Raw genomic sequence first — 13,710 nt, 5'->3', positions numbered from 1 at the left:
AGATGAAAAATATATATAATACTATTCTTAAAACAAGCGAAGGAATTACCTTCCTTCTATTACTTTTCGCATTTTTTTCTTGTGAACGTATTGAAGTGGAAACTCCTAGCCATTTGTTAGGAGGCAATAATGTATATACCGACCCAACCACGGTAGAAGCGGCAATAATTGGTATCTACGCAAATTTGCGAGACTATGGTCTTCTATCCGGAGGTGCACAGGGAATGTCCAATCTAATGGGTCAGTATGCGGACGAACTTGACTATTACAGTGCAATTCCACTGCCCGAAGAGAGTTTTAATAAAAACAATCTAACCCCTAGTGAACCCGCGGTCGCAGAGATTTGGAACAGTGCTTATAACCAAATTTATAGTACTAATGCCATTTTAGAAGGGGTTGCAGGTTCAGATTTTTTCAGTGAGGAGGAAAAAGCGGAATTCACTGGGGAAGCTCTTTTTATAAGAGGACTCCTTCATTTCTATTTACTGAATCTTTACGGTGATATTCCTTATATTAAAACAACAAACTATATCGTTAATAAGTCCGTGTCACGGATGGCAGAGTCAGATGTATACGCTCTTATAACGGCTGATTTGCTAGAAGCAGCTGAATTGCTGCCTGAAACAGATAGCACCGGCGAACATACACGGCCCAATAAATATACTGCCCTGGCCTTACTGGCAAGAGTGTATTTATACCAAAAAAATTATGAACTTGCTAATCAATATGCAAGCTTGGTAATTGAAAATAATGGATGGGAAGATAATATAGCCAATGTATTTCTCAATTCCAGTCGCTCTACTCTTTGGCAATTCAGCCCCGGTCAAGTAGGTGGTAATACGCTAGAAGCCGATACATTTATAATACTTTCAGCGCCTCCTTCCACAAGGGCATTGAGCAGTGCATTGGTTAATGCATTTAGCGAAAATGATCTGCGAAAAACAAATTGGATCGGAGTCGTTACCGATGGAAACAACAGCTGGTATTTTCCCTATAAATATAAAATAGGATTGGGAGCAGGTAGCTCGCAAGAATATTCCATCATCTTCCGAATGGCAGAGCAATATATTATTAGAGCAGAAGCCAATACAAGATTGGGAAATATTGCGGAAGCACAGAACGACATCAATAAAATTAGAAATCGTGCGGGCTTGGACAATACAACTGCTACCACTGAGAGTGAATTGCTTATAGCGATATTACAGGAAAGGCAATTGGAGCTTTTTATCGAATTTGGCCATCGTTTTTTTGATCTCAAAAGAGTAGGGAAGCTTGATGAAGTGCTTGACCAACTTAAACCAGGCTGGAATACAACCGATCGGTTATTCCCGCTTCCAGAGCGCGAGCTAGTGGTAAATCCAAACCTTCAACCACAAAATCCCGGATACTAAATGATACTTCTTTCACTCATAGTTAAATTACTTTGGATTGGCAGAAAAGGAGTGGTTTTTTTCATTTTTTTCTTGTTGGCTTGCCCTGTATTTGGGCAAGTTGGCAAGTTAAAAGATCTTACACCTGTTGACTATGAACAATGGCATAATATGCTGCCCCATCAAATCTCACCCGATGGAAAATGGGCTACTTATTCGCTTTATTATCCTCAAACTACTGACACACTGTTTTTATTGAATACCCAAAACGGACAAAAATTTTCTATCCCTCGAGGTAACAAACAGAGTTTTTCCTCAGATGGTAAATGGTGCCTGATTAAGGACATCAATAACAAACTATCTCAGGTCAATTTAACAAATGGAACTCAGGTGCAAATTAGGGAAGTGATCGATTTTGAGATAACCGCTGATTCCCAGTTTATAGTTTATCTTCAAAAAACAGCTTCGCCAGAGAATCAGAGATTGATTGTAAAAAGATTAGGGGAAAAGATAGGATATACAATTGAAAATGTCACCGAATTTCAACTTAATAAGGAAGGTAGCTATCTTGCCTATATAAATTCCGAAGGGGAAGGCAATAAACTATTTGTGCAAAGTTTGTTAGACCAAAAAACCTCACTCATAAAAGTAACTAAAGTAAATAACTTTAAAAATCTTGTTTGGTCATTAAATGGTAATGGCTTGGCATTTTATGAGATGGAAGTAGATGGAAATATCAATGTTTTTTGGATTCAAAATTGGAGAAGTCCGTCGGAGGTTAAAGTATTTAATTCAAACAGAAACGGATTAGAAATCTGTGGATCTTTCTTGGAACCAATAATTATTTCAAAGGATAACGAAAACATATTTTTTAGGGTCAGACGTCAGGAAATCAAATCTTCTAAAGAACCTGAACTCATAGACAATCAAATTGCAAGTGTTGAAGTCTGGAATACAAAAGATGAATTTTTGTACCCCGCATATCAAAAATTAAAGCACATTCTTCAAAACCCTGACATGACAGTTTCTTGGAACTTGGAAACGGAAGAGTGGCACTTATTGGGAAATACCGAGCAGAGTATGACTGAGATCCGCAAAGGTTCTCCTTACGCTTTTTCGTATTCAGTGAAAGATTATATATTAGCAGCTAATGATAAAGCCCCCGCCTCAGAAATACTAGTTAACGATATAGAATCGGGAGATCATAAATCTATTTTGGAAAAACCCTTTGGTATGGAATTCCAAATTTCCCCATCAGGTCGCTATCTGGTTTATTTTAAAGAAAATAATTGGTGGTGCTATGATGCACTAAATGATAGTCATAGTAATCTAACCCAGAACCTTCAACATAGTTTCTTAAACACAGAAGACACCAGAATCATACCTTTTAGACCCTACGGACTGGCAGGTTGGACAATAAATGAAGCCGAAGTATTAATTTATGACAAATTTGATATTTGGGCCATCACTCCCAATGGAAATAAAACGAGAAAGATTACCAATGGACGAAGCGAGAAGATAAGGTTTAGACTTTATAATTATTTAAATAACCCCTATAAAGATTTCAATGCACAACTGTATGACTTTACAAATGGGATAATTGTTAAAGCACGCTCGCTAGTCGATGAACGCACGGGATATTTTACATATAACAATAATGTAGGTCTGGAAAAAATAGTTTTTAAAGATAGCTTTGTTTCCAATTTACGTTTGGCAGATGATGGTAATTCGGTAATATATACCCAAGAGCGGTATGATAGTCCTCCGCAGCTGATGTTTCTCAACCTAAAACAAAAAAAGCCAATTTTGTTACAGCAGTCAAACCCCCAACATTTTAAATACAATTGGGGTAAATCAGAATTGGTTTACTACACTTCTCAAAAGGATAGTTTAAAGGGCATATTATACTACCCATCTAATTTTAATCCCCAAATTAAATATCCAATGGTTACTTATTATTATGAAGAGATGGCTGAAAATCTTCATAAATACATTAGTCCTTCAATGTATGAAGAACACGGCTTTAATATCTCAAACTATACCACTAAGGGATATTTTGTTTTCTGCCCAGATATTGTATATGAAATCGGAAATCCCGGAATCTCAGCAGTTGCTTGTATTATAGATGGAGTAAATAAGGTTATAAAAAATAAGTTTATTGACAATGAGAAAATAGGCGCCTATGGTCATTCTTGGGGCGGGTACGAAACTATGTTTTTGATAACCCAAACCAATATGTTTGCCACGGCCGTAGCTGGATCAGGAATTAGTGATCTTCGAAGTCTTTATTTATCAATGGCTTGGATGTGGGATGTCCCACAATCTTATCGTTTTGAAAGTTATAGTATAAGATTAGGAACAGGATATTATAATGCAAGAGAAGCTTATGAGCGAAATTCGCCAATAGTATATGCCCAAAATATTAATATCCCCTTTTTGAGTTGGGTAGGTAAACTGGATACCAATACAAACTGGGAACAGACAGTGGAACTATTTTTAGCGCTCCGTAAATTGGGAAAGGAACATATTATGTTGCTCTATCAAGATGAAGGACACCTACTGAACCATTCAAATAATGCAAAAGACTTAACTTTGAAAATGCAAGATTGGTTCGATCATTATCTTAGAGGAAAAACAGCTAAAAAATGGATTAAGGAATACCATTAAAAAAGGCTGGCGAAATGCAAACCAGCCTTTTCTCTTTTACTCTACTTTCTATAGAGTATTACCGGACAGAAACCGTCATTGGGGTTTATTTTCCCATACGCAATCTGCCCACTTGGCGCTTTACAAGCCAAGCCAGGCACCGTCGAACAATCTACTGGCGTATCGCAAGGCATATGCACAGTTGCATATCCCGTTGACAGCATATTGTCATTTGTGTTTAAATTGGTGGCAAATGCACCGCCAATTGCTAAGGCAATTGCCACTAAGGGCAGAAGCCAATTTTTACTCGATTTTTTCATAATATTAAAAATTTAAAAATTAATTGATTTCAACCTACTCTTTTCTAAAGGTTTTCGGTCTCACCCCTTCACTATATAGTATTTTTATTGCCTTGAATCTAAAGTGAAATATTCGGCTTTTAATTTATAGGTAATCAAAAAGTGGTCAACAATTAGATACAATAATTCCCCGTCAAGTCTAAATTCTATTGTATTATTTAAGCCTGGGTGATATAGGTAAAAACTGAAGACGTAGGTTCTGTCCTCCAAATTGTAAACGTCTATTATAGAAGCTCCATCCAGCATTTTTTCAGATTCATATTTACCAAGGCGCTCACTTTGGATTAATAGGTAATTACCAAATGTTGCAGCTTCAATATTGACTAATATAGGATTCTTACCCAGTCTTTTTTCGTTTTTTGATGCTATGGTGCGAACGTCCAACACTGGTTTTGAGATGGTATCTATAGTTCTTCCGCTATGGTATTTTGAAAATTCATTTTCAATCGTAACATATTCGTTTCGGTAGTAATACACATAAATAATTTTTTTGAGCTGCGCATTATAAAGTAGGAGTCCGTCGGTATCAAAAAATACGTCCCCATAAGCTTTTAAGATATTTGGATAAAAGTGGGTAGTGTGACTATTGCCATCACTCATACGCCCTAGAATGTTGCCCTCTGTTATAGTATCATAAGCTCGAATTGCAAAGTAACCCTCGTCAAGTGGTTCTGATAAAATGAATCGATGATGATTCTGAGGAAGCAATGTTCCTTTTAATTCCCTTAATGAGCCTTTGAATATTACGGGAACGTTACCGTCCATCACATAAAAAATAGAATCGGTTACCTTTACTCTTATTGCTCTGAATGGAAAATCGTAATTGGGAAGTTTAATAAACCTGTGGAGGGTATCTTGCGTTTTCTTGCTAATTGCTAAAACATGAAGCGGCGCAGAATTATTACCGAGATAAATGGAGTCTTCGGTAATCCCAGCAAAATAATAGGAATTATATCCAATATCCACTTTTTGTACTTCATTGGCAGGATGATGCGGATACCTTCGCTGAAACGCATTATTCCTGTGCATCTTCTTCTCCGAAAAAGCAAACAACAAAGCCACTATCCCAATCCCGATAATGGCAAGGGTGGCATGCAAAAGCAAGGTCTTTTTGTTATTCCCTTGCGCAGTAAAAAAGACCGCCACCCCCGCCAAGATTATGAAAATTACATTAAAAATAAGATGCTGTGTCCAACTCAACTTCTCCAAAACTCCACCGCAAGAACAGGGAATAAAGTCAGAGTAATTTAGAATGATAAATATATAGGCCGTAAACATTACCATTAGGGTAAAGGCAGCATAGAGGCCTAGTGTTCTAAATTTAGGAACCATCAATAACACGGCAATAGCTATTTCAATTCCCGGGACCAACCAAGCAATAACCCCTGCAAAAGCACTAAGTAAAGGAGACTGAGCCAATTGCACAGTAAAGGTTTCAAAATCTAATAATTTGCTAACAGCTGCGTAGAGAAAGAGTAAGCTATAGAGATAGCTGATAATTATAACTACAGTTTCTGCATTAAAATATTTTTTATCTAGCGAAAACATAATATTGTGTTTCAATTTTTACATAGATAAAATTAGTGAGCCAAAATGAAACTATCTGTATAAAATGCACTGATAATTCAAGGATTATCACTGAAAATTCAAGGATTATCACTGAAAATTCAAGGATTATCACTGAAAATTCGAGGATTATCACTGAAAATTCAAGGATTATCACTGATATTTCAAGGATTATCACTGAAAATTCAAGGATTATCCTTGAAAAATTAGATATTGTAAAGCAATACTATATTAACTTAAGGCTAAATAAATGTGGATGAGTTATAAGAAAGACTTATACAAATCGCTGCGTTTTTACAGCTTTTATCAAATCCATATCAGTTTTTCCTACTAATTTAAATACTTCCTTAAGTTTGGTTCTTCTAATTAAGATTGTCGAATGGGCGAGGTGCACTTTTTTCGGTAGGGCGCTAACTGCAGTACCAAGATCAAGCTCGTGCAATATGGCATAGTCTGTATCGTCCATCACTTCAAATGTTTCTAAAAATTTATACAATAGCATCAAAACATTTCGGCTGTAGTAAACCTCCTTTTTAAAAACACTTCTTAATGCATCAATTATTGTTTCTCGATCACAGTCTATTAATTCAAGAACGATCTGTGGGTTTATTTTTTTGAACACCTTCCGTAAGGAAAAAACAGTGATATTTCTCATCGTAACCACTAAATGTGTTTCCGGATATTTCTTTTTTATAGCAGCAAGTAACGCTACAGGAGTAGTATGTTCCTCCTTTAACTCCAACGGAAAATCTAAATTAACCCAAACAAAATAAAATCTATTATTATCAATAAGCTCGCTGAGTAACGGACTATTGGTTGCAACATCACTTATTTCAATACCCTCTAACTTTAGAAAAGAATTGCTCCTTGAAATTTGCTTTAACCCATCGTAAAACCCATCTTTTACAAATAAAAGATGTTCAATAAAAAGATATTTCAATGTCTTAACTGCCACAGTTTATATTATTTATCAGTTGTATTTCGTCAAGTCTAAAGTTTAATAACGCAGCCGTCTATAATCTAACAGCGAAGCGATCTAGGTTCTAGCAGCGTAGCGCTCTCAAGTCTAACAGCGAAGCGGTCTAGATTCTAGCAGCGAAGCGCTCTATATTCTAGTAGAAGTGCGGTCTAACATCTCGGTTTCACAAAAACCCTTCCTCCTTTGCTCTGTTTAATAGCATTACATCACTGCTTTTATAATCCAGTTTTAAAATATCCTTGAGATTATTTTTTCTCCTTTCAATTGATCTTAATGATAGTGGTAGGTGGTTTACTAAATCCTTGGTTAGCACCCCCTCAGATAGGTAATAGAGTATAAGCATATCATAATGATCTAATATATTAGGTTTCACAGGAGCTTGGGTTAAAAATTTCCGCACGGTCTTAGTAAAGTGGGGCACTCCCTCCAAAACATCCTGAACTGCTGCCCGCAACCCCTCAGGATTAAGCTCTCCTTTTAACAGTAATCCTTCGGGTTTTATAAGGTCAAATAATCTCTGTATTAGGGGATAGGAGTTATAACTAGTAATAACTATTATTTTTGTTTTTGGGTAATTCTCGCGGATTGCAATTCCTAATTCCAAACCAGATTTATAACCCGGAACTTCGCAATTTGGTAAACCAATATCCAATAGGACCAAATGCATCTCTCTTTTTTCAAAAGTAAATTTTAATACATCTATCGCTTGTAATAAAGAATACGCTCGCTCTATCTGAAACCGATAGATTCCACTATGGTTTTCAAATTTCTTCAATTCATCTGCATAACTTTTCAAAATCATAGCATGGTCGTCAACCATGAATACATTTATACTTTTTGTCTCCATACCATTAATTATTAATGGGAATGCATAAACAAATTACCGTACCAACATTTAATGTTGATTGTACCTCAAGATTCCCTTTTAATTTACTACTCCTGTTTTCTAAATTTTTAATTCCTATCCCTTTTTTTAATTGCGATTGGCTAAACCCCTTCCCGTTGTCCGTTATTTTAAATATTAACACCTTCATATCCCTGTAAATAGATACTGTTACTTCCGTAGCTTGAGCGTGTTTTATTACGTTTTGAAGTACCTCTTCAAAAAAACGCTGCACATTAATTTTGGTAATAAACGGTATATTTTCCCAATCCTCCGCCTGCTCATAATCAAAACGAAAGGTGAAATTTCCTATTTCGCTTTTCTCTTTAATAAGCGTTTTAATGCCATTGAGGAAATTTTTATCTTCCATATATAGCATATTTCGAAACTCATGGGAAAGGTTTCGAATATCAGTCTCTAATTCTTCTAATAAATTTAAAAAATGTCTGTGCTGTTCTAGCATTATAGCTTCGCCACTAAGTTTAATCGTTTGCCACTTAAACCGGAGCGCAAATAGTCTTGAGATAATTCCGTCGTGCAATTCCTGACTGATGCGCTTTCGTTCTTCCGCTCTTCCCTTTTCTAGATTCGACTTCTGGGCAAGTGCCATCAAATACATATCTTCATTGTATTGCTGTTCCTGCCGCTCCAGCAGTAGCTGCTTATTTTTTGCGCGTTGCCTTGTATTTAAATAAATAAGTAAAAGAATGGCAATGGAAACCAACGATATTAATAAAAGCTGCAGCTTTTGTTTTAAAAGCCGCTCATTTTTACGAATGTAGGTTTCCGTCTCGTATTGAATAGCTGTAAACTTATTTCTCAAATTTCGATCCTCTGCATTTATCTTTTTATTTAAAGCTATATGTCGCTCCAAATACGAAACCGCATTCTTTCTATCATACACCGCTAAAAACTCTAGCGAATGAAGCACGTCCCGCTTTAAATTATTCTCGCTTGCAAGCTCTCTGGCATGCTTTGCATATACTATAGCCTGCGCGCTGTCGCCAATCTTTCCATAATAATTGGCAAATCGAAGTCTGCTTATAACCCGCCCTGATGTATCGTCTATACTATCGCGTATGGCTATTGCCTTTAACATAGAAGAAACTACATTTTCATGCTTCCCGAGGGATATTAAGCAATATGCTCTGTTGTCTAGTAATTTAGCTAGTAAAGCTGGTGATGATCTAAGAATTTCAGGAAATGAAAGGGCTTCGTTAAAATAGGAGAGAGCTTCGTCAAATTGCTTCATCTTTATTAATCGTACTCCCAGATTGTTCAAATTTTGCAGTCTATTATACTCCCACTTGTCAAGTTCCTTTATTAAATTGGCCGCAGTAGTATAATAACTCAGACCTTTTTCAAATTCCTCCATGTCGTCAGCTATAGTACCTAATAGGTTAAAACTGCGATAGCGCTGTAAGGTACTTCCCGTTTGCTCAAATAATTTGATACTCCGAAAAAGAAGAATTTCGGCTCCAGTATAATCGTAAGTCTTGCTTGATATATAAGCCATATTGTACAGCATCTTCCCGGCGTAATAATCATTATTTGCTTCAATAAATAACTTATACGCATGGTGATAGTGGTCATAGCTGCGCTCGTATTCTTTTTCGTTTAAATAATATGCGGCATAATTCCAATGTGAATCCCCAACAAATGATGGCTTATTTATGCTAAGTGCTAGTTTATGGCCTACGTTGGAAATATTGTGGAAATAAACGGAATCTTTAAGGTTTGAAGCTATTTCAACAATTTCGCTTATTCGTTCATATTTCAAACTATCATCTTGAATTTCCTTTACTAGATTATAATAGAAGGTTAAGTGTTTTTTTCTAACCTCTAGAGATAAACTGTCGTTAAGAGCCTGATTTAAATGCTTTTCAAAATCCGGATCCATTGGTGCTCTCTGTGCGGTGAGTGGAAGGGAAGCTAAATTGAGAAATAAAAAAAGGGCATAGCCAAACGCCCGCCCGTGTGTTGAATAGTAGGTGCTCATAATTAATGTGTTAGGGGGGTACACAAAATTAAGAAAAGCCTCTTTATTATAAAAGGCTTCTCTCAAAATTAGGGAGTTATGAAATTTAATCCTTTTCATTATCTGCTTCAGTACTGTGTTCACCACCTGTGGCATATACTGGCTGGGTTTTTTCAACTTTATTGTCGTTATTGATTGGAGTGGGAGTACAGGAGGTTAATAATCCTATAAAACACCATAGCCCTAGAAATATTAATTTTGTTTTCATTGTGTACGTTTTTAAATTATTGAATAAGTGACAATCCTCTTCCTGCGAAGAGGTAATCATTGTGCACAATGAACCTGGCAATAGACCAGTAGGAGAGCAACTTCCTGTCGTCTAAAGTAATATCCATAATTATAAAAACCGAAATAATAGAGAGCTATCCTGTGAGGTGCCCTAAAATTCATGTGAGTAGGGGGGGTAGAACATGTGAAGGGGTATAAATCAAGCGAAAATAGATTCAGGAGCTTTTAACAATTGCTTTTTAATAAGGAAAATATTGTTGCGATATTTTTTTGTATAGGTTAATATTTGGTCGTAATGCCGTAGATATAGTTGGCTCTTTCCAGTATGTATTCTATAAACATAAAAGGAATTTATAACATAACTTCTGTTTATTCTTTGAAAATTGGAAGGTAACAGGGGATGGGTTTTTTTTAGATTTTTAAAACTAGCATGGATCGAACCATCCCTCATGAAAAAATCTGTATTATAATTATCGGCTTTAATCAGAAGTAAATCATGAAGGTTTATATAAAAAAAGTCATAATAGCAGTCTATACAATAAATGTAACTTGGCCAAAAAGCAACTCTATATTTGTCCAGAACCTTCAATATTTTGATTTTGGTAAATGGGGCGAGAATTACATCAACAAAACCAACTCTAAATGCATTAAATCCTTTTTCATACGAAGTTGTTATCCCAATATAATTAGGAATTACACCTAATTTAATGTTGCATTTCTTGATGATCTTAGACACTTCTACTTTCGGGTCATCCAGATTGATCAAAATTAATTCTGGCGGCAACTTCAGTATTTTACTCCAATTAATAGCATTTTCGGCTGCCATCCCCAAACACTTAAACTCCCCGCTTTTGTCAAAAACGGGAATTACTGCATTCAAGGCTGCTGGTATAGCTCCAATGATGAGGTAATATCGCAAAGCATAAAATTTAGCACTTGAATAATACCACAATTATATAACTAATAATGGCGGTTCAACCGCCATCGTTGGCAGTTCGTCCGCCATTATTTTGCAATGTATTTTAATAATTTGCAGTTACAAAGACACCTCTAGTTGAAATTCGTGCATTCGCAATTCTGCCACGTAAATAAATAAATAGTTTCAGAAAAATAAGATTGAATTTTCACCTGAAGGCTAGAATCCTATAAAGCGATAACTAACAAAATCTTCAAAATCATGGAAACAGAAATAAGCAGTTTTTGGAATTACTTTTCTTTAAAACAAAAAAACTTCCTTTTTGCACGGAGCATCGACGATAAAAGGACACAATACGATATTTATTGTGTTTTAGACAAATTGGTTCGTAAACTTCACCCAAAACTTTATATTTTAATAAGTTTTAATAAAAACGACACTCCTTCGGCCAATTTAGTTTTTTTAACAAAAGGTAGATCCACATTAAAAAAAATCGCCGCACGGTTGCTCGATAAAGCTCCTTCCTTCTCTCAGTGGCATTTTCAGTCGGGCATCACTCCATATAAGCATTCTATCATAGCGTTGTGCGCTTATAACCAGTTTTTAGGCACTGAAAATAATATCTATCAAATTTATTTTGCGGTAAAAAAAATTTACAAAACCTCCAATAAACTTCATCTCCTCCTGTATTTAGAAATGGATAAGCAACTACCCAAATCAGATTTGCACGACCTAATGCATATTATTCTATTGTATTTTTTAGGCGATGCTTATTATTTCAAACATATAAGTAGATACAAAATAGTACGCCGCAAATATTCAAAAATCCAATTTATACCCTTAGATCAATTGCGACATCTCATACAATTCAAAGCCCTTAATTAAAATAATAACATGGCAAGTCAACCCAGTAATTTTTACGCTGAGGTCTGCCCAACACCAAACAAAATACACACAAACTGCATCAAGATTTTTTAAGCACAATAATTCAGTGATTAATTAAAAAATGAATTAAAAAAAGCTAAAAAACGAAAACTAAATGATGTGTTTATGTACTGTTCAAAATTATCTATGTATGGTTCAGGGTGACTTAATGTAGTGTTCAACCCGCATCTATGTATGTTTCATGTACCTTTCATGCTACTCTAGTGCTACGTTCATGCTAGTGTTTCCCTAGTCAACCCCTACTATCATACTACTATGTTAAAATCTAAAACCCCGTTTTTTTTAATTAAAACCAAAATAAAAGCAACTATAAATCTTAGTCTTATTTCATTAAAATTAATTTTCAATGCTAATCAATTGTCACCTCAAATTACGCCTATCTGTTTATATAAATGTCCCTCAAACATTTATAACTCTAAAAAACCACCATGTACCCCGATGAAAAAAATATCAAAACTCCACTTTCGCCCAAAAGTTCCCGCACCTCCCGAATAGTTATATATCCAAAAGATATCCAACTCCTCACGGGCAAGTCATACCGTCACGCCCTCTACCTAAACAAGGAAATAAGAAACTACCTTCACAAAAAAAAGCACCACCTCCTCACCATCTACGAATTCGCAGACTACACCGGCATCAACCCCGAAACAATAATACACCACCTAAAATAACCCAACCCCAAGCCCAATTGTCAGTTTGAGCAATATGTCAGGGCGAGCAGCCTGTCCTAAACGGAGCCGAACAGCATCCGATAACTATCGGATCGAATCCCATCGCAAGCTCTATTGTCAGGGTGAGCAGCCTGTCCTGAGCGGAGCCGAAGGGCAGTCGAACCCCCGTCACCTAACGCATCCCAACGCAAGCCTCTTTGTCAGGGTGAGCGCAGTCGAACCCCCGGCGTCTAACCCATCCCATCGCAAGCCCCATTGTCAGGGTGAGCTAGCCCGTCCTAAGCACAGCCGAAGAGCATCCGATAGCTATCGGATCGAACTCCCGTCACCTAACCCATCCCACCGCAAGCCTCTTTGTCAGGGTGAGCTAGCCTGTCCTAAACTGAGCCGAAGGGCAGTCGAACCTCCATTCCCAATGTCAGGGTGAGCGCAGTCGAACCCCGTTGTCTAACGCCTCCAATCGCAAGCCAAATGTCAGGCTGAGCAGCCCGTCAAAAACATCCCCCCAACCCCCCTTCAAAAGGAGGGCTTAGTAACGTCTAGAACCAAACACCGCTAATTTCCGTTCTACTTATTTAAAAAACAAAAGTTTATAAATAGTCACTCAAACCCCCTCCGTCTAACACATACTACCGCAAACAATATATCAAGGTGAGCAATATGTCAGGGTGAGCGCAGTCGAACCCCCACTGTCTAACGCATCCCATCGCAAGCCCCATTGTCAAGCAGAGCAACCCGTCCCGAGCGCAGCCGAACAGCATCCGATAGCTATCGGATCGAGCCTCCATTCCCATTGTCAGGGTAGCGCAGTCGAACCCCGCTGTATAACGAATACCCCCGAAAGCAATATCCCCGTTCAAAAACCTCCCAACCCCTCTGTCCCCTCAAAAAAATAACAATACTCAAAACTTTAGCACTTGTCAAATAAAACAACCTCAGCACCATTCATGACGCGCTCCCCCCCTTTGAACGGGGGGGCAGGGGGGATGTTGAGACGAAATCTCTCGCCATCAGGGAACTTTCACCCCGCCCCAAATCATAGCCACAACAAACAACTAAAAACGGTCAATGCTATTTAGAAACGGACAACCCACAACTTTTATCCGCCG

The 13,710-nt window shown here is 37.1% G+C and carries 11 protein-coding genes; 4 read left to right on the top strand and 7 right to left on the bottom strand.

Features of this window, described 5'->3' with window-relative positions:
• The first annotated feature begins 2 nt into the window (after positions 1 to 2).
• Both K8089_RS12005 and K8089_RS12000 read left to right on the top strand, forming a co-directional pair.
• On the top strand, positions 3 to 1,391 hold the full coding sequence (locus K8089_RS12005) for a RagB/SusD family nutrient uptake outer membrane protein (protein WP_237603535.1): 1,389 nt from the start codon (positions 3 to 5) through the stop codon (positions 1,389 to 1,391).
• Positions 1,392 to 4,037, top strand: a complete 2,646-nt coding sequence (locus tag K8089_RS12000) for an alpha/beta hydrolase family protein (protein ID WP_237603534.1) — start codon at positions 1,392 to 1,394, stop codon at positions 4,035 to 4,037. It begins immediately after the preceding gene.
• Positions 4,038 to 4,078: 41 nt separating this feature from the next.
• Here the strand turns inward: K8089_RS12000 and K8089_RS11995 are convergent, their stop codons facing one another.
• Both K8089_RS11995 and K8089_RS11990 read right to left on the bottom strand, forming a co-directional pair.
• Positions 4,079 to 4,336, bottom strand: a complete 258-nt coding sequence (locus K8089_RS11995; RefSeq protein WP_237603533.1) for a DUF6520 family protein — start codon at positions 4,334 to 4,336, stop codon at positions 4,079 to 4,081.
• 84 nt (positions 4,337 to 4,420) lie between these two features.
• A complete protein-coding gene (locus tag K8089_RS11990; protein WP_237603532.1) occupies positions 4,421 to 5,923 on the bottom strand; it encodes a MauE/DoxX family redox-associated membrane protein in 1,503 nt (500 codons plus the stop codon).
• Positions 5,924 to 5,958: 35 nt separating this feature from the next.
• Here K8089_RS11990 and K8089_RS11985 point away from each other — a divergent pair, with 35 nt between their 5' ends.
• Positions 5,959 to 6,201 carry a hypothetical protein gene (locus K8089_RS11985; protein ID WP_237603531.1) on the top strand — a complete coding sequence of 81 codons (243 nt, stop codon included), beginning with the start codon at positions 5,959 to 5,961 and terminating at the stop codon, positions 6,199 to 6,201.
• 14 nt (positions 6,202 to 6,215) lie between these two features.
• Here K8089_RS11985 and K8089_RS11980 read toward each other — a convergent pair whose 3' ends face one another.
• The 5 genes from K8089_RS11980 to K8089_RS11960 all read right to left on the bottom strand — a co-directional run bounded on the left by K8089_RS11980 (position 6,216) and on the right by K8089_RS11960 (position 10,988).
• The gene (locus tag K8089_RS11980; RefSeq protein ID WP_237603530.1) at positions 6,216 to 6,896 is read right to left on the bottom strand and encodes a hypothetical protein; all 681 of its coding nucleotides are present in this window, start codon (positions 6,894 to 6,896) and stop codon (positions 6,216 to 6,218) included.
• A gap of 187 nt (positions 6,897 to 7,083) precedes the next feature.
• The gene (locus tag K8089_RS11975; protein WP_237603529.1) at positions 7,084 to 7,767 is read right to left on the bottom strand and encodes a response regulator; all 684 of its coding nucleotides are present in this window, start codon (positions 7,765 to 7,767) and stop codon (positions 7,084 to 7,086) included.
• 4 nt (positions 7,768 to 7,771) lie between these two features.
• Entirely contained in the window at positions 7,772 to 9,802 is a 2,031-nt protein-coding gene (locus K8089_RS11970) for a tetratricopeptide repeat-containing sensor histidine kinase (RefSeq protein WP_237603528.1), read from the bottom strand.
• Positions 9,803 to 9,887: 85 nt separating this feature from the next.
• Positions 9,888 to 10,049, bottom strand: a complete 162-nt coding sequence (locus K8089_RS11965; protein ID WP_237603527.1) for a hypothetical protein — start codon at positions 10,047 to 10,049, stop codon at positions 9,888 to 9,890.
• Positions 10,050 to 10,268: 219 nt separating this feature from the next.
• Complete coding sequence (locus K8089_RS11960) at positions 10,269 to 10,988, bottom strand: LytTR family DNA-binding domain-containing protein (protein ID WP_237603526.1); 720 nt, start codon at positions 10,986 to 10,988, stop codon at positions 10,269 to 10,271.
• Between the two features lie 258 nt (positions 10,989 to 11,246).
• Here K8089_RS11960 and K8089_RS11955 point away from each other — a divergent pair, with 258 nt between their 5' ends.
• Entirely contained in the window at positions 11,247 to 11,870 is a 624-nt protein-coding gene (locus K8089_RS11955) for a hypothetical protein (RefSeq protein ID WP_237603525.1), read from the top strand.
• Positions 11,871 to 13,710: the final 1,840 nt, after the last annotated feature.

Source organism: Aequorivita vitellina, assembly GCF_022008365.1.
In the GTDB taxonomy this organism is placed as follows: Bacteria; Bacteroidota; Bacteroidia; order Flavobacteriales; family Flavobacteriaceae; genus Aequorivita; species Aequorivita vitellina.
Note: the sequence above shows the minus strand (reverse complement) of the source record. Positions and strands in the feature narration are given on the sequence as shown.

What these genes read in the sequence shown, in the direction of transcription:
- K8089_RS12005 (WP_237603535.1), top strand. Translation starts at nt 3, where the DNA reads ATGAAAAATATATATAATACTATTCTTAAAACAAGCGAAGGAATTACC.
- K8089_RS12000 (WP_237603534.1), top strand. Translation starts at nt 1,392, where the DNA reads ATGATACTTCTTTCACTCATAGTTAAATTACTTTGGATTGGCAGAAAA.
- K8089_RS11995 (WP_237603533.1), bottom strand. Translation starts at nt 4,336, where the DNA reads ATGAAAAAATCGAGTAAAAATTGGCTTCTGCCCTTAGTGGCAATTGCC.
- K8089_RS11990 (WP_237603532.1), bottom strand. Translation starts at nt 5,923, where the DNA reads ATGTTTTCGCTAGATAAAAAATATTTTAATGCAGAAACTGTAGTTATA.
- K8089_RS11975 (WP_237603529.1), bottom strand. Translation starts at nt 7,767, where the DNA reads ATGGAGACAAAAAGTATAAATGTATTCATGGTTGACGACCATGCTATG.
- K8089_RS11970 (WP_237603528.1), bottom strand. Translation starts at nt 9,802, where the DNA reads ATGAGCACCTACTATTCAACACACGGGCGGGCGTTTGGCTATGCCCTT.
- K8089_RS11965 (WP_237603527.1), bottom strand. Translation starts at nt 10,049, where the DNA reads ATGAAAACAAAATTAATATTTCTAGGGCTATGGTGTTTTATAGGATTA.
- K8089_RS11955 (WP_237603525.1), top strand. Translation starts at nt 11,247, where the DNA reads ATGGAAACAGAAATAAGCAGTTTTTGGAATTACTTTTCTTTAAAACAA.